Here is a 20607-nt window from a genome sequence, read left to right as displayed (position 1 = left end):
TCATGCACGGCGAATCTCCGATCAAACGTCGCGAATCCCGCAAGATCTGGGTCGGCAATGTGCCGGTGGGTGGTGATGCGCCCATCGCGGTGCAGAGCATGACCAACACCGACACCAACGATGTCGCCGCCACCGTGGCGCAGATCCAGCGCCTGGTCGATGCCGGCGTGGACATCGTCCGTGTCTCGGTACCGGACATGGACGCCGCCGAGGCGTTCGGCAAAATCAAGAAACTGGTCAGCGTACCGCTGGTCGCCGATATCCACTTCGACTACAAGATCGCCCTGCGCGTGGCCGAACTGGGCGTCGACTGCCTGCGCATCAACCCGGGCAACATCGGCCGTGAAGACCGTGTGCGCGCCGTGGTCGATGCCGCCCGCGACCGTGGTATCCCGATCCGCATCGGCGTCAACGCCGGCTCCCTGGAAAAGGACCTGCAGAAGAAGTACGGCGAGCCGACCCCGGCGGCGTTGGTCGAATCGGCCCTGCGTCACGTCGAGCACCTTGACCGCCTGGATTTCCAGGACTTCAAGGTCAGCGTCAAGGCCTCCGACGTGTTCATGGCCGTCGAAGCCTACCGCCTGCTGGCCAAACAGATCATCCAGCCGCTGCACTTAGGCATCACCGAAGCCGGCGGCCTGCGCTCGGGGACGGTGAAATCCGCCGTCGGCCTAGGTATGCTGCTGGCCGAAGGCATTGGTGACACCATCCGCATTTCCCTGGCCGCCGATCCGGTCGAGGAAGTGAAGGTCGGCTACGACATCCTCAAGTCGCTGCACCTGCGTTCCCGTGGCATCAACTTCATCGCCTGCCCGAGCTGCTCGCGGCAGAACTTCGATGTGGTCAAGACCATGAACGAACTGGAAGGGCGCCTGGAGGACCTGCTGGTGCCGCTGGACGTGGCGGTGATCGGTTGCGTGGTCAACGGCCCAGGTGAGGCCAAGGAGTCGCACGTGGGCCTGACCGGCGGCACGCCGAACCTGGTGTATATCGACGGCAAGCCATCGCAGAAGCTGAACAACGACAACCTGGTCGACGAGCTGGAAAAGCTCATCCGCCAGAAAGCGGCCGAGAAGGCCGAGGCCGACGCGGCGCTGATCGCCCGTGGCTGAGACACAGATTCGTAAGGACTATTCGTGAGCAAATCGCTGCAAGCCATCCGTGGCATGAACGACATCCTGCCCGACCAGTCGCCGCTGTGGCGCTACTTCGAGGGCACCGTGGCCGGCTTGCTGGACAGCTACGGCTACAGCCAGATCCGCACGCCGATCGTCGAGTTCACCGAGCTGTTCAAGCGCTCGATCGGTGAAGTCACCGATATCGTCGAGAAGGAGATGTACACCTTCGAGGACCGCAACGGCGACTCGCTTACCCTGCGCCCCGAAGGCACCGCCGCCTGCGTGCGTGCCGTGCTCGAGCACGGCATTACCGGCAACGGCCAGGTGCAGAAGCTTTGGTACATCGGCCAGATGTTCCGCCACGAGCGGCCGCAGAAGGGCCGCTACCGCCAGTTCCACCAGATCGGCGTGGAGGTGTTCAACCTCGACGGCCCGGACGTCGACGCCGAACTCATCATGCTGACCTGGCGTCTGTGGGGCTTGCTGGGTATCCAGGATGCGGTCGAGCTGCAGCTCAACAGCCTGGGCACCAGCGCAGCCCGCGCGCGTTACCGCGATGCGCTGGTCGAGTACCTGTCGGCCCGCCTCGAACAACTGGATGAAGACAGCCAGCGCCGCTTGAAGAGCAACCCGCTGCGCATCCTCGACAGCAAGGACCAGAACACCCAGGCGGTACTGGTTGGCGCACCGAAGCTCGAAGACTACCTGGACGAAGAGTCCCGCGTGCACTTCGAGGGCCTGAAGGCCCGCCTGGACGCCGCCGGCATTCCGTTCGTGATCAACACCAAGCTGGTCCGCGGCCTGGACTACTACAGCAAGACCGTGTTCGAGTGGGTCACCGACAAGCTCGGCGCCCAGGGCACCGTCTGCGCCGGTGGCCGTTATGACGGCCTGGTCGAGCAGATGGGCGGCAAGCCCACCCCGGGCGTCGGTTTTGCCATGGGCATCGAGCGTCTGATCCTGCTGCTGGAGACCCTGGGCAAGGTGCCCGAGTCGATCAGCCGTACCATCGACGTCTACCTGTGTGCCTTTGGCGAACAGGCGGAGTTGGCCGGCCTGCGCCTGAGCGAAAGCCTGCGCGACCTCCAGCCAAACCTGCGCCTGGCGGTCAACGCCGGTGGCGGCAGCTTCAAGAGCCAGTTCAAGAAGGCCGACAAGAGCGGCGCGCTGTTCGCCCTGATCCTCGGCGACGACGAGCTGGCCAAGCAAGAGATTGGCGTGAAGCCCCTGCGCGGCCAGGGCGAACAACAGAACATTGCCTGGGATGCGCTTGCTGCGCACCTGGAAACCGCGATCGCCCAGGCGTGACGCGGTCCGACAACGAATAGGCGAATAGGAGTATTGGGGTGTCGAGTACCGATGATGAAGGCCTGGCAGCGGCCAAGGACTGGTGGAACCGCAACGGCAAGCCACTGCTGACCGGCGCCCTGCTGGCCGGTGTGGTGGTGATGGGCTGGCAGACCTGGCACAAGTATCAGGCCAACCAGTCGCAAGGCGCTTCGGCGTTGTATCAGGCCCTGCTGGAAACCTCGCTGACGCCAGATGGCAAGCCAGACGCGAGCAAGGTGGCGGAGCTTTCCGGCAAGCTCAAGAGCGAGTACGGCGGCACCGCCTACGCCCAGTACGGAAGCCTGTTCGTCGCCAAGGTGGCGGTAGAGAGCGGCAAGCTGGACGACGCGGCGAGCGAACTCAAAAGCGTGATGGACAAGCCGGCCGACGCCACCCTGAGCGAGATTTCGCGCCAGCGCCTGGCCCGCGTGCTCGCGGCCCAGGACAAGGCCGAGGACGCCCTCAAGCTACTCGATGGCGACACCGACAAGGCCTTCCTGGCCAGCCGTGAAGAACTCAAGGGCGACCTGCTGGTGCAGCTGGGCCGCGCCGACGACGCGCACGGCGCCTACGAAAAAGCCAAGGCCGCGCTGTCCGACGACGCCGCGATCGGTGGCCTGCAACTGAAGCTGGATGACCTGGCCAAAGGGGACGCCTGAAGTGAAGGGTTGGAAACAAGCAGCAGTGCTCACCCTCGCCGTCCTGGCGGCGGGTTGCAGCAGCAACAGCAAGAAGGAACTGCCCCCGGCCGAGCTGACCAAGTTCACCGAGGAAGTGGTGCTGAAGAAGCAGTGGAGCCGTTCGATCGGTGACGGCCAGGGTGAGACCTACAACACCCTGGTACCGGCCATCGAGAACGACCGCATCTACGCTTCCGATGTCAACGGCGAGGTCTTCGCGCTGAACCGCATCACCGGTGACGTGGTGTGGAAGAAGGACCTCGAGCTGCCGGTTTCCGGCGCCGTGGGCGTGGGCTATGGCCTGGTCATGCTGGGTACCCTCAAGGGCGAGGTCATTGCCCTGGACTCCAGCACCGGCGAGGAGCGCTGGCGCTCCCGCGTCTCCAGTGAAGTGCTGGCACCGCCCGCCAACAACGGCGACGTGGTGGTGGTGCAGACCCAGGACGACCGCCTGGTCGGCTTCGACGCCGCCACGGGCGACCGTCGCTGGATCTACGAGAACAGCCCGGCCGTGCTGACCCTGCGCGGTACCGGCGCGCCGGTGGTGACCAACCGCCTGGCCGTTGCCGGCCTCTCAACCGGCAAGGTGGTGGCGGTCGACATCAGCAACGGCGTGCCAGTGTGGGAAAGCCGCGTGGCCGTTCCGCAGGGCCGTTCCGAGCTGGACCGCGTGGTGGACATCGACGGCGGCCTGCTGCTGTCCGGTGGCACCCTGTACGTCAGCACCTATCAGGGCCGCGTCGCCGGCCTGGACCTGGAAAGCGGCCGCGTGCTGTGGCAGCGCGATGCCTCCAGCTACGTGGGTGTCGCCCAGGGCTTCGGCAACGTCTACGTGAGCGAAGCGTCGGGCACCGTGCAGAGCGTCGACGAGCGTTCTTCCAGTTCGCTGTGGAGCAACGACTCCATGGCCCGCCGTCAGCTGTCGGCGCCGGAAGTGTTCTCCAGCTATGTGGCTGTCGGTGATTTCGAGGGTTACCTGCACCTGCTCAGCCAGGTCGATGGCCGTTTCGTCGGCCGTGAGCGTATCGACAGCGATGGCCTGCGTGCCCGCCCACTCGTGGTCGGCGACACCATCTACGTCTTTGGCAACAGCGGCAAGCTCGAGGCACTGACCATCCGCTGAAGCTATGCTTGAGCCCGTTCGCGGGCTCAGGTTGCGGCGTAGGAAACGCCGCCCGAACTCCGGCCGCTGCCTTGCAGCGGCCTTTGCATTTTCAAGAATTCAAGAGTGGAGAGCCGCATGGTTCCCGTAATCGCCCTGGTGGGCCGCCCCAACGTCGGCAAATCCACCATGTTCAACCGCCTGACCAAGACCCGCGATGCCATCGTCGGTGACCTGTCGGGCCTGACCCGTGACCGCCAGTATGGTGATGCCAGCTGGCAGGGTCGCTCGTTCATCCTGATCGACACCGGTGGTATCACCGGCGACGAAGTAGGCATGGACGAGAAGATGGCCGAGCAGTCGCTGATGGCCATCGAGGAAGCCGACTACGTCTTGTTCCTGGTCGACGCCCGTGCCGGCATGACCGCCGCCGACCAGATGATCGCCGACCACCTGCGCAAGCGGAACAAGTCGGCGGTGCTGGTGGCGAACAAGATCGACAACATCGACCCCGACATCGCCCGCGCCGAGTTCTCGCCGCTGGGCATGGGCAACGCCATCCCGGTGGCCGGCTCCCAGGGCCGTGGTATCAACGCCCTGATGGAGTCGGTGCTCGGCCACATTCCGCGTGACGCCGAAGAAGAAGCCCTCGACCAGGACGTCGCCGAAGGCGAAGAGGCCGTGCGCATTCCCGGCCCGAGCGAAAAGGACGGTATCAAGATCGCCATCATCGGCCGCCCGAACGTGGGCAAGTCGACGCTGGTCAACCGCATGCTCGGTGAAGAGCGTGTGGTGGTGTACGACGAACCTGGTACCACCCGCGACAGTATCTACATCCCGTTCGAGCGCGATGGCGAGAAGTACACCTTCATCGACACCGCCGGCGTGCGCAAGCGCGGCAAGATCCACGAGGAAGTCGAAAAGTTCTCGGTGGTGAAGACCCTGCAGGCGATCAAGGACGCCAACGTGGTGATCTTTGTCATGGACGCCCGCGAAGGCGTGGTCGACCACGACCTCAACCTGCTGGGCTTCGCCCTCGACGCTGGCCGGGCGATCGTCATTGCACTGAACAAGTGGGACGGCATGGAGCCGGGCGAGCGCGACTATGTGAAAACCGAGCTTGAGCGCCGGCTGTTCTTCGTAGACTTCTGCGACATCCACTTCATCTCCGCCTTGCACGGCACCGGCGTTGGCCACCTGTACAAGTCGGTGCAGGCCGCGTTCAAGTCGGCGGTTACCCGCTGGCCGACCAGCCGCCTGACGCAGATCCTCGAAGACGCCATCAGCGAGCACCAACCGCCGCTGGTCAACGGCCGCCGCATCAAGCTGCGCTATGCCCACCTCGGTGGCGCCAACCCGCCGCTGATCGTGATCCACGGCAACCAGACCGAGAAGGTGCCCAAGTCCTACTCCCGTTACCTGGAGAACACCTACCGCCGCGTGCTCAAGCTGGTCGGCACGCCGATCCGCATCGAGTACAAGGGCGGTGAGAACCCGTACGAGGGCAACAAGAACACCCTCACCGATCGCCAGGTCAACAAGAAGCGCCGCCTGATGTCGCACCACAAGAAGGCCGAGAAGAAGCGCCGCGACAAGCGCTGATTCCGTGCTGGCTTCATCGCCGGCAGGCCGGCTCCCACAGCGTATGCACAAGCCACAATACCTGTGGGAGCCGGCTTGCCGGCGATAGGGCCCTTTGATCCACCGCAATCCTCCTATTGTTTCAACCTTTTTCCTGACCGCTCGTTCCGCTATGCTCGGATCCACCCCCGTGCCGGACAAACCCCAGGAAAGAGGGCTCCATGATCCGCAGCAAACTGCCGAACGTCGGCACGACCATCTTTACCACCATGTCGCAACTGGCCATGCAGACCGGTGCGCTCAACCTGTCCCAGGGCTTCCCTGACTTCAACGGCCCCCCGGCCTTGCTCGATGCCGTTGGCCGTCATGTGGCAGCCGGGCATAACCAGTATTCGCCGATGACCGGCCTGCCAGCCCTGCGCCAGCAGGTTGCAGCCAAGATCGGCCGGCTGTATGGCGTGGCGGTGGATGCCGACCAGGAAGTGACCATCACCCCGGGCGCCACAGAGGCGATCTTCTGCGCGATCCAGGCGGTGATCCATCCCGGTGACGAGGTGATCGTCTTCGACCCCAGCTACGACAGCTACGAGCCGTCGGTGGAGCTGGCCGGTGGCCGCTGCGTGCATGTGCCGCTGCGCGACGGCAGCTTCAGCATCGACTGGCAGAAGTTCAGCGACGCCCTGAGCCCGCGCACGCGCATGGTCATCCTCAATTCGCCGCACAACCCAAGCGGCGCCTTGATCAGCCGCGACGACCTGGACCAGTTGGCTGCGTTGATCGGCGACCGCGATATCTACCTGGTCAGCGACGAAGTCTACGAGCACCTGATTTACGACGGCGTGCGCCACGCCAGCGTGCTGGCCCACGCGCAGCTGTACAGCAAAGCCTTCGTCATCAGCTCGTTTGGCAAGACCTATCACGTCACCGGCTGGAAAACCGGCTACGTGGTCGCGCCACCGGCGCTCAGCGCCGAATTGCGCAAGGTGCACCAGTACGTCAACTTCTGTGGCGTCACGCCCTTGCAGTGCGCCCTGGCCGACTTCATGGCCGAGCACCCTGAGCATATCGACGAACTGCCGGGCTTCTACCAGGCCAAGCGCGACCTGTTCTGCGACCTGCTGCAAGGCTCGCGCTTCAGCTTCACCCGCACCCCAGGCACCTATTTCCAACTGGTGGACTACTCGCAGATCCGCCCCGACCTGAACGACGTCGACATGGCTCTGTGGCTGACCCAGGAGCATGGCGTGGCCAGCATTCCGGTGTCGGTGTTCTACCAGCAACCCATCCCCGAGCAACGCCTGGTACGCCTGTGCTTTGCCAAACGCGAGGAGACGCTGCGCCAGGCAGCGGAAAGACTATGCGCGATCTGAGCCAACTGCCGAACCTTAAAATCGCCTTGGTGCAGACCACCCTGGCCTGGCACGACCGCGAGGCGAACTACGCGCACTTCGAGGAGCTGATCACCCAGGCCGGCGAGGTGGACCTGGTGGTCCTGCCGGAAATGTTCACCACCGGGTTTTCGATGGAGTCCGAAAGCCTGGCCGAGCCGGAAAACGGTCCTACCTACAAATGGCTCAAGGCCCAGGCGAAGAAAGCCAACGCCGTGATCACTGGCAGCGTGATCATCCAGGCCGCCGACGGCAGCCATCGCAACCGGTTGCTGTGGGCGCGGCCCGATGGCGAGATCCTGCATTACGACAAGCGCCACCTGTTCCGCATGGCCGGCGAGCACAAGCACTACACCCCGGGCGAGCGCCAGGTGCAGTTCGAGCTCAAGGGCTGGCGGATTCGCCCGCTGATCTGCTACGACCTGCGTTTCCCGGTGTGGAGCCGCGATGCCCAGGACACCGACCTGCTGCTGTACACCGCCAACTGGCCGGCGGCGCGGCGCCTGCACTGGAACCGGCTGCTGCCGGCACGGGGCATCGAGAACCTGTGCTTCGTGGCAGCGGTGAACCGGATCGGCACCGATGGCAAGGGCTTCGCCTACTCCGGCGACAGCCAGGTGCTGGACTTCCAGGGTGAGAGCCTGCTCAGCGCGGGCGAGGCCGACGGGGTATTTACCGTGGTGCTGCGGGCGGCTGAGCTGGCCGCGTATCGGGCGCGGTTCCCGGCCAACATGGATGCCGATACCTTCGAATTGCATTGATTGCTGCGCGGGCCTCATCGCTGGCAAGTCGCGGCGGCGAACCGCAGCTCCCACAGGGACGGCGCTTGGCTTGAGGGCGGCGCGGTCGGAGTGGGAGCCGGCTTGCCGGCGATGAGGCCGGCATTGCTGACCTGACTGTCTGATCAGTACACATCCCGGCGATAGCGCCCATCCTCGATCAGCCGCTGCACCCGCTCCTCGCCCAGGATTCCCTGCAGCGCCGCATCCACCCCGGCCGCCATCCCTTGCAAACTGCCGCAGACGTACACACAGGCGCCGTCATCGACCCAGCGCTTGAACTCGGCAGCCTGTTGCAACAGCACGTCCTGCACATAGATCTTCTCTGCCTGGTCCCGTGAGAAAGCCAGGTCCAGCCGTTGCAGGTCGCCGCTTGCCACCCAGCTTTGCAGTTCCTCACCGCACAGCAGGTCGTGCGCCCGGTTGCGCTCACCGAACAGCAGCCAGTTGCGTTGCTCGCCTGCCGCGATGCGCGCCTTGAGCAGGCTGCGCAGGCCGGCCAGGCCGGTGCCGTTGCCGATCAGTACCAGGGGGGGCGATCCGCCGGGCAGGTGGAAGCCGCTATTGCGACGCAGGCGTGCGCTGACGCTGCCATCGAGTGGCAGATACTCGGTCAGCCAGCCGGAACCCAGGCCCAGGCTGCCATCGGCGTGGCGCTCCTGGCGCATGATCAGCTCCAGCACGCCGTCGCTGGCGATGGATGCAATCGAGTATTCGCGAGCGGTCAGCGGGATCAGGGCATCGACCAGCGCCTGGGCATGCAGGCCGACCAGGTGTTCGCGGCCGACCGGCAGTTGGCGGCTGGCCAGGGCCTGCGCCAGGCTTTCCTGCAGGCCGTCGAGCTGCACCGGGCAGCGAGGGTCGAGGCCCAGGCCTGCCAGGAAGGCATCGACACGGGGCTGGCCATTGCGCGGCAGGATCTCGATCAGGTCGCCTGCTTCCCAGGTTGCGGGCATTTGCGCCTGCAGTCCCAGCAGGTAGACCGGCGCGCCCTGGCTACCTGGGTTGAGCCGTTCACGGCGCAGCAGACGCCAGTTGCCGAAGCTCGGTTGTTGCCAGGCGGCGACCGGTCGGGCGCCGGTCAGTTGCGTCAGTTCCTGTTGCCACAGTTGAAGCGCGGTGGGGTCGGCATTGTCCACTTCCACCGGGCTGAAGGCGCAGGTGGCGCCACGCTCGCCAAGCCAGGCCTGGAGGCGGCGGGCGAAGCCGCAAAAGTGCGGATACTGGCGGTCACCCAGGGCCAGCAGGGCGTAGTCCAGATGCTCGAGTGCCCAAGGTTGGCCGAGCACCTTGCGCTCGAAGCCGCGGGCGCTGTCCGGGGCTTCGCCGTCGCCGAAGGTGCTGACCACGAACAGGGCACGGCTGGCCTGGCGCAATTGGGCTTCGCCCAGCTCGGCCAGTGGGCGTACCTGCACCGGCAAGCCGGCGGCTTGCAGCTGGCCGGCGCTCTGCCAGGCCAGTTGTTCGGCGAAACCGCTCTGGCTGGCGAAGCCGATCAGCCAGCTGTCGCCAGCGTTGCCCCGGTCGGCCACTGCGCCACGGGCAGCGCGTACCTGACGTTTCTTGCGCCGACGGTCGAGGTACAGCAGCCAGCCGGTGACAAAGAACAGTGGCATGGTCAGGCTGGCGAGGGTGACGATGATGCGCCCCGGCAGACCGAAGTATTCGCCGACGTGCAGGGCATAGACGCTTTGCAGCAGTTGCGCCTTGAACGACTTGTCGGCATAGCGTTCGTGACGCTTGACCTGGCCGCTGGCCGGGTCGAGGGTCAGGGTGTTGAAGGCCCGCTCGTGCTCGGCGCCTTGCAGCAGGTAGAACAGCGTCGCGGGCTGGCCGCCGGCTGGCGGCAGGCGCAGGTTGTAGGTGGCCAGGTCCGGGCCTGCGGCTGCCTTGAGGTTGGCCCAGATGGCGTCATAGTCCACCACCCGTGGCGGGGCGTTCTTGTCCACTTTAGGCGGACCATGACGACCGCCACGGCCTTCGCCGCGTTTCTGCTCGCCCGCCGCGGGCTGGTCGGCCAGCAGGCGGTTGAGGCCTTCGCGGTACCACTCGTAGGACCAGAACAGCCCGGTCAGGGCGAACAGCAGGTAGAACAGCAGGCACCAGGTGCCGAACACCGCATGCAGGTCCCAGTTGAAGGCACGGCCTTTCCTGGCCCAGTCCAGCGTCAGCCAAGTGCGCCAGTTCAGGGCCTTGCGCGGCCAGCGCAGGTACAGCCCCGAGAGGCAGAAGAAGATCAGCATCAGGGTGCAGGCGCCGGTGATCTGCCGGCCGGTGTCGCCCATGGCCAGGAACCGGTGCAGGTTGAGCATGAGGTTGAAGAAGCCAAGGCCTGCGACTTCACCCTTGAGCTCGCCGGTGTACGGATCGGCGTAGCGCAGCGCGCCACGGCGCTCGCCGGGAGCCGGGGTGAAGAAGATCCGCGCCGCGTTGCCGTCGCGGGTATCGACCCAGAGCATGGAGACCTGGTCGCCTTGCGCGGCCTCGACCCGGCGCACCAGCTCGGCCGGCGGCAACACGCCTTCCTGGCGTACCTCGACCTTGAGCACCTCGGCGTTGAACGCGCGCAGCAGTTCTTCCTGGAACGACCAGATCGCGCCGGTGATGCCCATCAGCGCCAGCACCAGGCCGGCGCTGATGCCAAAGAACCAGTGCAATTGGAACAGCGTCTTCTTCACCACATCGATCACCTTGTCTTGCCGCCAGCAACTGCGCGGCGTGCATTATGCCTTGATACGCAAAAGCCCCGTTCAATCGATTGAACGGGGCCTGGGGTGCGGCTTTTAGAAGTGGACGCTGGTGGTCAGCAATGCCGTGCGTCCCGCCGCCTGGTTGGCGAAGTGGGTGGAGTAGGCCTTGTCGTAGTAGACCTCGTTGGTGAGGTTCTGCACGTTCAACTGCAGGTCGATGTTCTTGGTCAGCTTGTAGGCTGCCATGGCGTCGTAGCGCACGTAGCTGTCGACCATGGTGGTGTTGGCCACGCTGCCGTACACGTCGTCTACATAGAAGGCGCCGCCACCGACCGTCAACTTCGGCGTCAGCTGGTAGGTGGTCCACAGGCTGGCGCTGTTGTTCGGCGTGTTGGGCAGCTGGTTGCCGTCGTTCGCCTTGCCCAGCGGGCCACCGTCGATCTGGCGGGCCTGCATGTAGGTGTAGCCGGCGAACACCTGCCACTTGTCGGTCAGCTTGCCGCTGGCCGACAGCTCGATGCCTTGCACACGGGTTTCACCGACGTTCTCGTAGGTGTTGGTGTTGACCTGCACCCGGGCGTTTTCCTTCTCGGTGCGGAACAGCGCCGCTGCCAGGGACAGGCGCTGGTCGAGCAGGTCCCACTTGGTGCCGATTTCGTAGTTGGTGGTTTCTTCCGGCTCCATGTCACTGTTGAGCAGGTTGCCGGAGCGGTCGGTGGTGTTGCCCAGCGGGTTGCCTTCGGTGCCCTCGCCGAGCATGGCGCCAGGCGGTGTGGCCGAGGTGGCGTAGGACACATAGATGCTGCCGTTGTCGGCCGGCTTCCACACCAGGCCCAGCTGGCCGGTGATGAATTCGCTGGTGTCCTGGCCCTTGGCGGGTACGCCTTTGGTGCTCACTGCGGTACTGCCGTCGGCATTGTAGCCACGGTAGTCGGTGTCGAAGTGGTCATAGCGCAGGCCCATGTTGAGCAGCCACTGCGGGGTCAGCTCCAGGGTGTCGAAGACATAGAGTGCGCGGGTCTTGCTGCTGGTCTTGGTGCCGGCGTAGTTGCGCGCGACGGTGCCGACCCAGGCATCGTCCGGGTTCGGGTTGTCCAGCGAGGTGCAACTGCCGCCGCTGCCCGGCCCGGTGCAGGTGAGCTTGCTGTTGGGGGTGACGGTGTAGCTCTGGCGGTCGGACTCTTCCTTGGTGAACTCGATGCCGGTGGAGAAGCTGTTCTTCAGGCCGCCCAGGTAGAACTCGCCGAACAGGTCGGTCTGGTTGGTGGTGGTGGCGGTGTTGCCCACACGGGTGTTGGCGCGACGCCAGACGCCGTTGTTGTTGACGTTGCCGGCACTGTCGTCGGGCTGGGTCAGCACGTAGTCCTGCATGCTGTTGCCGTGGCGCAGGGTGTTCTTGATGGTCAGTGTGTCGGACAGGTCGTGCTCGATGGCGAAGGTCGCGATATCGACACGGGTCTTGCGGAAGTCGCGGCCGGTCAGGCCGTAGAAGTTGTCGCTGTCACCGCCGTCCACCGGTTTGTCCGGATGGGCAGAGGTACGGGCTCCGCTGCCTGCTAATGGCACGCTGTAGGGGATGCCGGAGTCCGGCAGGTCGTCGCTTTCCAGGTGGTAGTAGTCGAGGTTGACGCGGGTCGGCGTGCCCAGGCCGAACGCTAGCGACGGGGCGATGCCCCAGCGGTCGTAGTTGACCTTGTCGCGGCCGGCGACGTTGCTCTCGTGGGTCATCAGGTTCAGGCGCCCGGCGACGCTGTCGCTGAACTGGTAGTTGCCATCGAAGGTGTAACGCTGGGTCTGGTCGCTGCCCCAGGTCCAGGCGCCGTCCAGCGAGTTGCCCAGGTGCGCGCGCTTGCTCACCAGGTTGATGGTGCCGCCGGCCGCACCGCGACCACCAATGGCCGAGTTCGGTCCCTTGGCCACTTCGACAGACTCGATGGCGAAGATTTCGCGGGTCTGGGCGCCGGTGTCACGCACGCCGTCCAGGTAGGTGTCGCCCTGGGCGTCGAAGCCACGGATGAATGGGCGATCGCCTTGCGGGTTGCCGCCTTCGCCGGCACCGAAGGTGATCCCGGGTACCGTGCGCAGGGCGTCCTGCAGGGACATGGCGTTGGTGTCCTTGATCACCTGCTGGGGAATCACCGTGATCGAGCGCGGCGTGTCCACCAATGGTGCGGTGTACTTCTGCGACGAGGCCTTGTCGACCTTGTACTCGGTGCTTGCCTGTTCGGCCTTGCCATTGACGCTGGTGGCGTCGAGGGTGATGGCGTTGCTGGCGGCCGGGTCGGCGGCATAGGCCGAGGTGGCGGTGATCGCCATGCCGATGGCAGAGGCGAGCAGTCGTGGTGAACTCACAGCAGATGGCACGTGACGCATTGTTGTAGACCTTCCCCAAGGTATGAAGGCCGCGGATGTTAATGTAAGCGAATGTAAGGAACAATTGAGAAGCGTTACCATTCGCCAGGAATTTACATTCTTTACAATTTTGCCTTACGGTTTTTACGGTCTCATCCGTCGCGCTCTGGAGAAAGGGGCTTGTGGTAGGTAAAAGGTAATCAATATCATTGACGCCCCTCTCGCTCTCGGTGCCGTCGCCATGCTGCTTCACATCCCAGGCCTGTTCGAGGCTGACGAAATTCTGCGCATCCGCCAGGCCCTGGAGCAGGCCGATTGGGCCGACGGCAAAATCACCGCCGGATACCAGTCGGCCAAGGCCAAGCACAACCTGCAGTTGCCCGAGGGGCATGCGCTGGCCAAGGAAATCGGCAGTGCGTTGATCGAGCGGCTGTGGCGCAACCCGTTGTTCATGTCCGCGGCGCTGCCGCACAAGGTGTTCCCGCCACTGATCAACTGCTATCGCGAGGGCGGCAGTTTCGATTTCCATATCGACAATGCCCTGCGCCAGCCCAAGGGCAGCCCGGAGCGCGTGCGTACCGACCTGTCCTCGACGCTGTTTCTCAGCGACCCTGACAGCTATGACGGCGGCGAGCTGGTGATCCAGGACACCTATGGCGTGCGCCAGGTCAAGCTGGCCGCCGGCGACCTGGTGCTGTACCCCGGCACCAGCCTGCACAAGGTCAACCCGGTCACCCGCGGGGCGCGCTATGCGGCGTTCTTCTGGACCCAGAGCCTGGTGCGCGAGGACAGCCAGCGCACCTTGCTGTTCGAGATGGACAATGCAATTCGCCAGCTCGGCGCCGATGTGCCCGAGCACCCGTCGCTGCTGCAACTGACGGGCACCTACCACAACCTGCTGCGCCGCTGGGCCGAGGTCTGAGCCGTGTCTTATCAATTGCGTCGTGAGGAAGTGGTGGATGTGGCCGGGCTCAAGGCGATGCTCGAGCACAGCCCGGGACAGGCCGCGCAGGCGATCCTCACGGCGGCGGGGCAAGGGGCGGTCGAGGCGCAGCTGTTGCTTGGGCAGATCCTGCTCGATGGGCGCGGTATCGAAGAGGATGCCAACGTGGCCCGGCGTTGGTTCGCCATTGCCGCCCAGGGTGGCAGTGCCATGGCCCACAACATGCTTGGCCGTTGCCTCGAGCATGGCTGGGGTGGCGAGGTGGATCTCGCCCAGGCGGCCATTCACTATGCCCGGGCGGCCGACGCTGGGCTGGACTGGGGGATGTACAACCTAGCCAATCTGCTGGCCACCGGTCGTGGGGTGCCGGCCAGCCAGTCCCAGGCGTTGATGTGCTACGAGAAAGCCGCGCAGCTGGGGCATGCCAAGTCGATGAACCTGTATGGGCGGTATCTGGAGCAGGGCATTGCCACCGCCGCGAGCCCGGTGCGGGCCATGCGCTGGTATCGCCGTTCGGCCGAGGCGGGGGATTTCCGCGGGATGTTCAGCCTGGCGCTGGTGCTGGTCGAGCGGGGGCAGATCGCCGAGGCCGGGCCGTGGCTGGACCGGGCCAGGGTCGAAGGCAACCTGAATTTCCTGCGCAGTGCGCTGGTGACGTTGCAGGGGGCGGGGCCAGCATTGATGGCCTTTGCGGCGCGTTATGCCGAGGAGATCGAACGGCGGGAAGACTGAGCCTGATCGTGCGGGCCTCTGCGCGAGACCGCTGCCACGAGCAAGTAGGGCTGCGTAGCAGCCCCAAGTGACGCCTCGAGTTACAGGTAGTAAGCCTTCAGCGGCGGGAAACCGTTGAACTCCACCGCGCTGTAGCTGGTGGTGTAGGCACCGGTCGACAGCCAGTACAGGCGGTCACCGATGGCCAGGTTCAGCGGCAGGCCGTACTTGTAGTTTTCGTACATGATGTCGGCGCTGTCGCAGGTCGGGCCGGCGATGACGACTTCTTCGGTTTCGCCTTTCTTTTCGGTCCAGATCGGGAACTTGATGGCTTCGTCCATGGTTTCGATCAGGCCGGAGAACTTGCCCACGTCGGTGTAGATCCAGCGCTCGACGGCAGTACGAGACTTGCGCGCCACCAGCACCACTTCACTGACCAGGATGCCGGCGTTGGCGATCAGCGAACGGCCAGGCTCCAGGATGATTTCCGGCAGGTCGTCACCGAAGTCTTCCTTGAGGAAGCGGATGATCTCTTCGGCGTAGGTCTCGAGGCTGTTGGTGCGGGTGATGTAGTTGGCCGGGAAGCCGCCGCCCATGTTGATCAGCTTCAGCTCGATGCCGTCTTCTTCCTTGAGGCGCTCGAAGATCACCTTGACCTTGGCGATGGCTGCGTCCCACACGCTGATGTCGCGCTGTTGCGAGCCGACGTGGAAGGAGATGCCGTAGGGCACCAGGCCCAGGTCGCGGGCGAGGATCAGCAGGTCCATGGCCATGTCGGTCTGGCAGCCGAATTTGCGCGACAGTGGCCAGTCGGCAGTGGTGGAGCCTTCGGTGAGAATACGCACATAGACTTTCGAGCCCGGCGCGGCCTTGGCGATGTTGCGCAGGTCGGCCTCGGAGTCGGTGGCGTACAGGCGCACGCCTTTCTCGTAGAAGTAGCGGATGTCCTTGGACTTCTTGATGGTGTTGCCGTAGCTGATACGGTCGGCGCTGACGCCGCGGCCGAGCACCTTGTCCAGTTCATAGATCGAGGCGATGTCGAAGCTCGAGCCCTTTTCCTTCAGCAGGTCGATGATCTCGACCGCAGGGTTGGCCTTGACCGCGTAGTAGACCTTGGCGAATTCGAACCCGGCGCGCAGGTCGTCATAGGCCTGGCTGATCATCTGGGTATCGATGAGAACGAACGGGGTTTCCTGCTTGTCGGCGAACGCCTTCATTTTCTGGAAGGTGTCACGCGCAAAGTAGTCTTCGACCTGGATCGACATGCTCAGGGGCTCCATGGGCAAACTGAAAAGATAAGTGGCAGCAACTGAACGTCCTCCGTATCCCCACTTTGGTTCGCCTACTTCCCAAGGCATGTCGCCGAAAGCAAAAAGGTCAGCCGTGCTTGGAAAAGGCGGATGACCTTGCTGTCTCGTCGTCAGTACTTGAGCCGGATGGATCGTTTCCAGCATGGACGTTCGGCGCGCACTTTAGGACGTGAAAACGGCAATATCAACAGGCAATCCCGGGGTACTCGTCGCCTGTCGCGGAGCTGCCGCTGTGATAACCGACTGATGGGCGCCCGGTAGGTTCCTGAAAAGGCCATCAGCGTAAAAAATTGTGGAATAGGTGGCGATCTGGCCGCGATCGGCTGACAGCTTCATTCTTTGCATGATGGCTCTGGTTTCGCTGCGAAAGGGCGGAGGAAACCGTAGGTGACCGTTTGTCGGGGGCTGAGACAGGGCTGCGAATGGACACTGAGTGTTCAAATTTATGGCCACGTGCTCAGCCCGGTCTTTACCGCGAAATTGGCCATAAATTTTTTGTTACGCAGAGCCCGTCGTGGCCATTGGTCGTGCAGGGGACATGTCGATTGCCGTCCTTGATGAGAAACATTACTATTCGCGACCTCATCTGCCTCCCTGACGACCCCGACCGTGTCCGGACCCAAAGGCTTCCTCGACCATTACCAAGAGCTGATCGGCACCTGGACGCGCAAACTGCGCAGTCGACAGCAGGCCGAGGACCTCACCCACGACGCCTTTGTGCGGGTGCTGGAAAACCCGCGCGAGCAGGTCGAACAGCCACGCGCCTATCTGCACCAGACCGCCCGCAACATCGCCGTCGACGGCTTTCGCCGCGAGGACCGGCGTCAGGCCTTGGAGCTTGAGGCCTTCGCAGGGGACATGGCCGAAGGGGACGATCCGGAAGCGTATGTACATGCCCTGGAACTGGCCGACAGCGTCGAGCGGGCGCTGGCCGAGCTGCCGCTGAATTGCCGCAGGGTGTTCGTCTGGCAGAAGCTCGAAGGCCTGACCCAGGCCGAGATCGCCGAGCGCATGGGTTTGACCAAGAACATGGTCGAAAAGTATATGATCCGCACGCTCCGACATCTGCGTGAGCACCTGGATGTGTCGGCCAGATGAGTCAGGAGACCCCTTCGATGAAACAGCACGTGCCCGATCCCGTGGGCGAGCAGGCGGCCTGCTGGTTCGCCCGCGCTCAGGACGCGCCGCACGACAAAGCCGTGCACGCGGCATTGCAGGCGTGGTTGGCGCAGCACCCCTCAAATCGGCAAGAGTACGAGCGCCTGGCGCAACTGTGGCGCGCCGCCGACTTCATTCCGCGGCAACGCCTCGAGGCGCTGTGCCAGCCCGAGCCGGTGCGCCAGCTTCCGCGCCGCCGTCTACTGCGCCAGGCTTTGGCGGCCGGCGTGGCGGTGGTCGCGCTGGGGCTGGGCTGGACAGGTTGGCAGTATCAGCAGCTCAACCATCAGGACACGTTGACTACGGCCCTGGGCGAGCGGCGTCAGGTCGAACTGCCGGACGGCTCACGGCTGGAACTCAACAGTGCCACCCAGGTGCAGGTGATGTTCTCTGCGGGGCAGCGCCATGTGCGCCTGGGCGCGGGCGAGGCGATGTTCATCGTCGCGCACGACAGTGACCGCCCCTTCGTGGTGAGCACTGCCCAGGGCGATGTCACCGTCACCGGCACCCGCTTCGATGTACGCCAGGATCCGAACAGCACCCGCGTGGCGGTGGAGCAGGGTTCGGTCAAGGTACAGGGCGCGGCCGAGTCGCTGGCGCTGCTCACTGCCGGCCAGGGTTCGCATATCGATGCGCAGGGCAAGGTCGCCGCGCCCTATGCCATCGATGCCAACGCGGTGACAGCCTGGCGCCAGGGCAAGCTGGTATTCGACAACGCGCCGCTTAGCGATGTCGTGGCGGAAGTCTCGCGCTACCGTGCCCGGCCACTGCATGTGGCGCCAGGCAAGGCCGCCGCGCTACGCCTGTCGAGCACCTTCAGCACTGACGACCCGGACGCCCTGTTGCGGGCCTTGCCGAGCATCCTGCCGGTGCGGGTGAAGACCCTTGCGGACGGCTCCAGCGAAATTGTTCTGAAATAGATTCAGGTTTTTTTCCGTTCGTTCGTCTTCCCCGCCAGCTGCAACTGCCAAGCATTTCCATTTGCATGCGGTTGGCGTTTATCCCGACTCTCAGGACCCATCGAAGACGTGAACAACAATAATCCCCTTCTCCAGCTGCGCCGCCTGGCGCTGGCCCTGGCGGTCAGCGCCGCCGCCGGCAACAGCTACGCCGATACCATCCAGATCCAGGCCCAGCCATTGGCGGGCGCACTCAAGCAGTTGGGCCAGCAGACCAACCTGCAACTGTTCTTCAGCCCCGAGCTGGTGGACGGCAAGCAGGCCCCGGCGGTGTCCGGCAACCTGGCGCCGGAGCAGGCCCTGCAGCAACTGCTGCAAGGTAGCGGGCTGACCTTCGAGCAGTCCGCGGACACCGTGGTGGTCAAGCCGGCCCAGGCCGCTGGCACCCTGACCACCGGCAGCCTGGAGCTGGCGCCCACCGATATCAAGGTGGTCGGGGACTGGCTGGGCGACGCCGACCAGAGCGTGGTGCAGAACCACCCGGGCGCGCGCACCGTGGTACGCCGTGAAGCGATGGTGGAGAAGGGCACGATGAACGTGCGTGACGCCCTGCGCGGTATCCCGGGCGTGCAGGTGCAGGATTCCAACGGCACCGGTGGCAGCGACCTGTCGCTGAATGTCGGCGTGCGTGGCCTGACGTCGCGCCTGTCACCGCGTTCGACCGTGCTGATCGATGGCATTCCGGCGGCCTTCGCCCCCTACGGCCAGCCACAGCTGTCGATGGCGCCGATCTCCTCTGGCAACCTCGACAGCATCGACGTGGTCCGTGGTGCAGGCTCCGTGCGCTATGGCCCGCAGAACGTCGGTGGGGTGATCAACTTCGTCACTCGGGCGATCCCCGAGAAGGCCAGCGGCGAGCTGTCCACCACCCTCGAGACTTCGCGCGATGGCGGCTGGAAGCACACCGAGTCGGCCTTCGTCGGCGGCACTGCCGACAACGGCATGGGCGTGGCGTTGCTGTATACCGGCGTGAATGGCGATGGCTATCGCGAAAGCAACAACGACAACGATATCGACGACGTGATGCTCAAGACCCACTGGGCACCGACCGATGTCGACGAGTTCTGGCTCAATTTCCACTACTACGACGGCCGCGCCGACATGCCGGGTGGCCTGACCCAGGCGCAGTACGATCACAACCCCTACCAGTCGGTGCGCGACTACGACTACTTCAGCGGCCGCCGCAAGGACGTGTCGTTCAAGTGGCAGCGGCAGATCGACGACGCCACCCAGTTCGAGGTGCTGACCTACTACACCGACAGCTTCCGTGGCAGCGCCATCGCCGCCCGCGACCAGAAGACCCTGTCGTCGTACCCGCGCAACTACCACACCTTTGCCATCGAGCCACGTCTGTCGCGGATCTTCTTCGTCGGCCCGACCACCCAGGAAGTCAGCGTCGGCTATCGCTATCTGAAGGAAGCGATGCGCGAGCAGTCCACCCGCCTGGCGCTGGTCGACAACGTGCCGACCGTGACCCCGACCTCCGACGGCCATGTGTTCCAGGACCGCAGCGGTGGCACCGAGGCCAGCGCCTACTACATCGACGACAAGATCGACGTCGGCAACTGGACCATCACCCCGGGCATCCGCTTCGAGCACATCAACACCGACTGGCGCGACCGCCCGGTGATGGACGCCAACTATCGCCCAGTGCCGGAGAAGAACCGCAGCATCACCAGCAACGAACCGCTGCCAGCGCTGAGCGTGATGTACCACCTGTCCGATGCGTGGAAGCTGTTCGCCAACTACGAGACCTCGTTCGGCAGCCTGCAGTACTTCCAGCTGGGCCAGGGCGGCGTCGGCGACAGCACGGCAAACGGCCTGGAGCCGGAGAAGGCCAAGACCTACGAAATTGGTACGCGCTATGACAACGGCAACTGGGCCGGTGAGCTGACAGCCTTCTACATCGACTTCGACGATGAGCTGCAGTACATCAGCAACGATGTCGGCTGGACCAACCTGGGGGCGACCAAGCACCAGGGCATCGAGGCCTCGGCGCGCTACGACCTGTCCGGCCTGGACCCACGCCTGCAGGGGCTGTCGGTGAATGCTGGCTACACCTACACCCGTGCCACCTACGAGGGCGAGATCCCTGGTTTCAAGGGGCGTGACCTGCCGTTCTATTCGCGCCAGGTGGCCACCGCCGGCGTGCGCTACGAGGTCAACCGCTGGACCTGGAACCTGGATGCCTACGCCCAGTCGAAGCAGCGCGCGCCGGGTACCGGGATGAACGCCGATGGCAGCTTCAACGGCAACTACATCACCCAGCCGAGCGCCGACGGGCAGTATGGCGACATTCCGGGCTACGTCACCTGGCATGCCCGGGGTGGCTATGCGTTCGGGCCGCAGCTGTCGAGCCTGAAGCTGGCCGCCGGGGTGAAGAACCTGTTCGACAAGCAGTATTTCACCCGCTCCAGCGACAACAACGCGGGGATCTATGTGGGTGAGCCGCGCACGTTCTATGTGCAGGCCAGTGTAGGGTTCTGATAGCGCGTCGCCTTAATCGC

At 64.5% G+C, this 20607-nt stretch carries 15 protein-coding genes; 12 read left to right on the top strand and 3 right to left on the bottom strand.

What is annotated here, in order from left to right; all coding sequences use genetic code 11:
• Positions 1 to 2 precede the first annotated feature (2 nt).
• The 7 genes from ispG to KHO27_RS17590 all read left to right on the top strand — a co-directional run bounded on the left by ispG (position 3) and on the right by KHO27_RS17590 (position 7959).
• A complete protein-coding gene (ispG, locus tag KHO27_RS17620; protein ID WP_011532347.1) occupies positions 3 to 1112 on the top strand; it encodes a flavodoxin-dependent (E)-4-hydroxy-3-methylbut-2-enyl-diphosphate synthase in 1110 nt (369 codons plus the stop codon).
• A gap of 24 nt (positions 1113 to 1136) precedes the next feature.
• Positions 1137 to 2426, top strand: a complete 1290-nt coding sequence (gene hisS / locus KHO27_RS17615; protein ID WP_102682072.1) for a histidine--tRNA ligase — start codon at positions 1137 to 1139, stop codon at positions 2424 to 2426.
• Positions 2427 to 2464: 38 nt separating this feature from the next.
• On the top strand, positions 2465 to 3106 hold the full coding sequence (locus KHO27_RS17610) for a tetratricopeptide repeat protein (RefSeq protein WP_111532093.1): 642 nt from the start codon (positions 2465 to 2467) through the stop codon (positions 3104 to 3106).
• A complete protein-coding gene (bamB, locus tag KHO27_RS17605) occupies positions 3081 to 4250 on the top strand; it encodes an outer membrane protein assembly factor BamB (RefSeq protein ID WP_094011722.1) in 1170 nt (389 codons plus the stop codon). The genes KHO27_RS17610 and bamB overlap by 26 nt, the downstream gene beginning before the upstream one ends.
• Positions 4251 to 4367: 117 nt before the next feature.
• Positions 4368 to 5831 carry a ribosome biogenesis GTPase Der gene (gene der / locus KHO27_RS17600; RefSeq protein WP_102682071.1) on the top strand — a complete coding sequence of 488 codons (1464 nt, stop codon included), beginning with the start codon at positions 4368 to 4370 and terminating at the stop codon, positions 5829 to 5831.
• A 200-nt stretch (positions 5832 to 6031) separates the two neighbouring features.
• Positions 6032 to 7180 carry a pyridoxal phosphate-dependent aminotransferase gene (locus KHO27_RS17595; protein ID WP_214500556.1) on the top strand — a complete coding sequence of 383 codons (1149 nt, stop codon included), beginning with the start codon at positions 6032 to 6034 and terminating at the stop codon, positions 7178 to 7180.
• Positions 7168 to 7959 carry an amidohydrolase gene (locus KHO27_RS17590; RefSeq protein WP_102682069.1) on the top strand — a complete coding sequence of 264 codons (792 nt, stop codon included), beginning with the start codon at positions 7168 to 7170 and terminating at the stop codon, positions 7957 to 7959. The genes KHO27_RS17595 and KHO27_RS17590 overlap by 13 nt, the downstream gene beginning before the upstream one ends.
• Before the next feature lie 143 nt (positions 7960 to 8102).
• On the opposite strand, the gene KHO27_RS17585 is transcribed toward KHO27_RS17590, so the two are convergent.
• Complete coding sequence (locus KHO27_RS17585; protein ID WP_214500555.1) at positions 8103 to 10658, bottom strand: sulfite reductase flavoprotein subunit alpha; 2556 nt, start codon at positions 10656 to 10658, stop codon at positions 8103 to 8105.
• A gap of 102 nt (positions 10659 to 10760) precedes the next feature.
• Positions 10761 to 13040, bottom strand: coding sequence for a TonB-dependent receptor (locus KHO27_RS17580; protein WP_111532094.1), 2280 nt, complete (start codon positions 13038 to 13040; stop codon positions 10761 to 10763).
• A 220-nt stretch (positions 13041 to 13260) separates the two neighbouring features.
• Between KHO27_RS17580 and KHO27_RS17575 the strand changes: the two genes are divergently transcribed.
• Together KHO27_RS17575 and KHO27_RS17570 are read left to right on the top strand one after the other, a co-directional pair.
• On the top strand, positions 13261 to 13941 hold the full coding sequence (locus KHO27_RS17575; protein ID WP_214500554.1) for a Fe2+-dependent dioxygenase: 681 nt from the start codon (positions 13261 to 13263) through the stop codon (positions 13939 to 13941).
• Positions 13942 to 13944: 3 nt separating this feature from the next.
• A complete protein-coding gene (locus KHO27_RS17570; protein WP_214500553.1) occupies positions 13945 to 14694 on the top strand; it encodes a tetratricopeptide repeat protein in 750 nt (249 codons plus the stop codon).
• Between the two features lie 80 nt (positions 14695 to 14774).
• On the opposite strand, the gene KHO27_RS17565 is transcribed toward KHO27_RS17570, so the two are convergent.
• Entirely contained in the window at positions 14775 to 15938 is a 1164-nt protein-coding gene (locus KHO27_RS17565; RefSeq protein ID WP_102684931.1) for a type III PLP-dependent enzyme, read from the bottom strand.
• A 654-nt stretch (positions 15939 to 16592) separates the two neighbouring features.
• On the opposite strand from KHO27_RS17565, the gene KHO27_RS17560 reads away from it, so the two are divergent.
• The 3 genes from KHO27_RS17560 (at position 16593) to KHO27_RS17550 (ending at position 20587) form a co-directional block, all read left to right on the top strand.
• Positions 16593 to 17081: a sigma-70 family RNA polymerase sigma factor gene (locus KHO27_RS17560; RefSeq protein ID WP_214500552.1), complete on the top strand. Its 489-nt coding sequence runs from the start codon at positions 16593 to 16595 to the stop codon at positions 17079 to 17081.
• Between the two features lie 17 nt (positions 17082 to 17098).
• Positions 17099 to 18061: a FecR family protein gene (locus KHO27_RS17555; protein ID WP_111532095.1), complete on the top strand. Its 963-nt coding sequence runs from the start codon at positions 17099 to 17101 to the stop codon at positions 18059 to 18061.
• Between the two features lie 108 nt (positions 18062 to 18169).
• Positions 18170 to 20587 (top strand): TonB-dependent siderophore receptor, encoded by a 2418-nt coding sequence (locus KHO27_RS17550; protein WP_214500551.1) that lies wholly within the window; start codon positions 18170 to 18172, stop codon positions 20585 to 20587.
• Positions 20588 to 20607 lie beyond the last annotated feature (20 nt).

Source organism: Pseudomonas sp. RC3H12 (genome assembly GCF_018596375.1).
GTDB lineage: Bacteria > Pseudomonadota > Gammaproteobacteria > Pseudomonadales > Pseudomonadaceae > Aquipseudomonas.
This window is presented reverse-complemented; position numbering and strand designations above follow the sequence as displayed.

Bases quoted from the DNA above. Each gene is read 5' to 3' on its own strand.
- KHO27_RS17575 (WP_214500554.1), top strand. From the start codon at position 13,261: ATGCTGCTTCACATCCCAGGCCTGTTCGAGGCTGACGAAATTCTGCGC.
- der (WP_102682071.1), top strand. From the start codon at position 4,368: ATGGTTCCCGTAATCGCCCTGGTGGGCCGCCCCAACGTCGGCAAATCC.
- KHO27_RS17565 (WP_102684931.1), bottom strand. From the start codon at position 15,938: ATGTCGATCCAGGTCGAAGACTACTTTGCGCGTGACACCTTCCAGAAA.
- KHO27_RS17580 (WP_111532094.1), bottom strand. From the start codon at position 13,040: ATGCGTCACGTGCCATCTGCTGTGAGTTCACCACGACTGCTCGCCTCT.
- bamB (WP_094011722.1), top strand. From the start codon at position 3,081: ATGACCTGGCCAAAGGGGACGCCTGAAGTGAAGGGTTGGAAACAAGCA.
- KHO27_RS17555 (WP_111532095.1), top strand. From the start codon at position 17,099: ATGAAACAGCACGTGCCCGATCCCGTGGGCGAGCAGGCGGCCTGCTGG.
- KHO27_RS17595 (WP_214500556.1), top strand. From the start codon at position 6,032: ATGATCCGCAGCAAACTGCCGAACGTCGGCACGACCATCTTTACCACC.
- ispG (WP_011532347.1), top strand. From the start codon at position 3: ATGCACGGCGAATCTCCGATCAAACGTCGCGAATCCCGCAAGATCTGG.
- KHO27_RS17590 (WP_102682069.1), top strand. From the start codon at position 7,168: ATGCGCGATCTGAGCCAACTGCCGAACCTTAAAATCGCCTTGGTGCAG.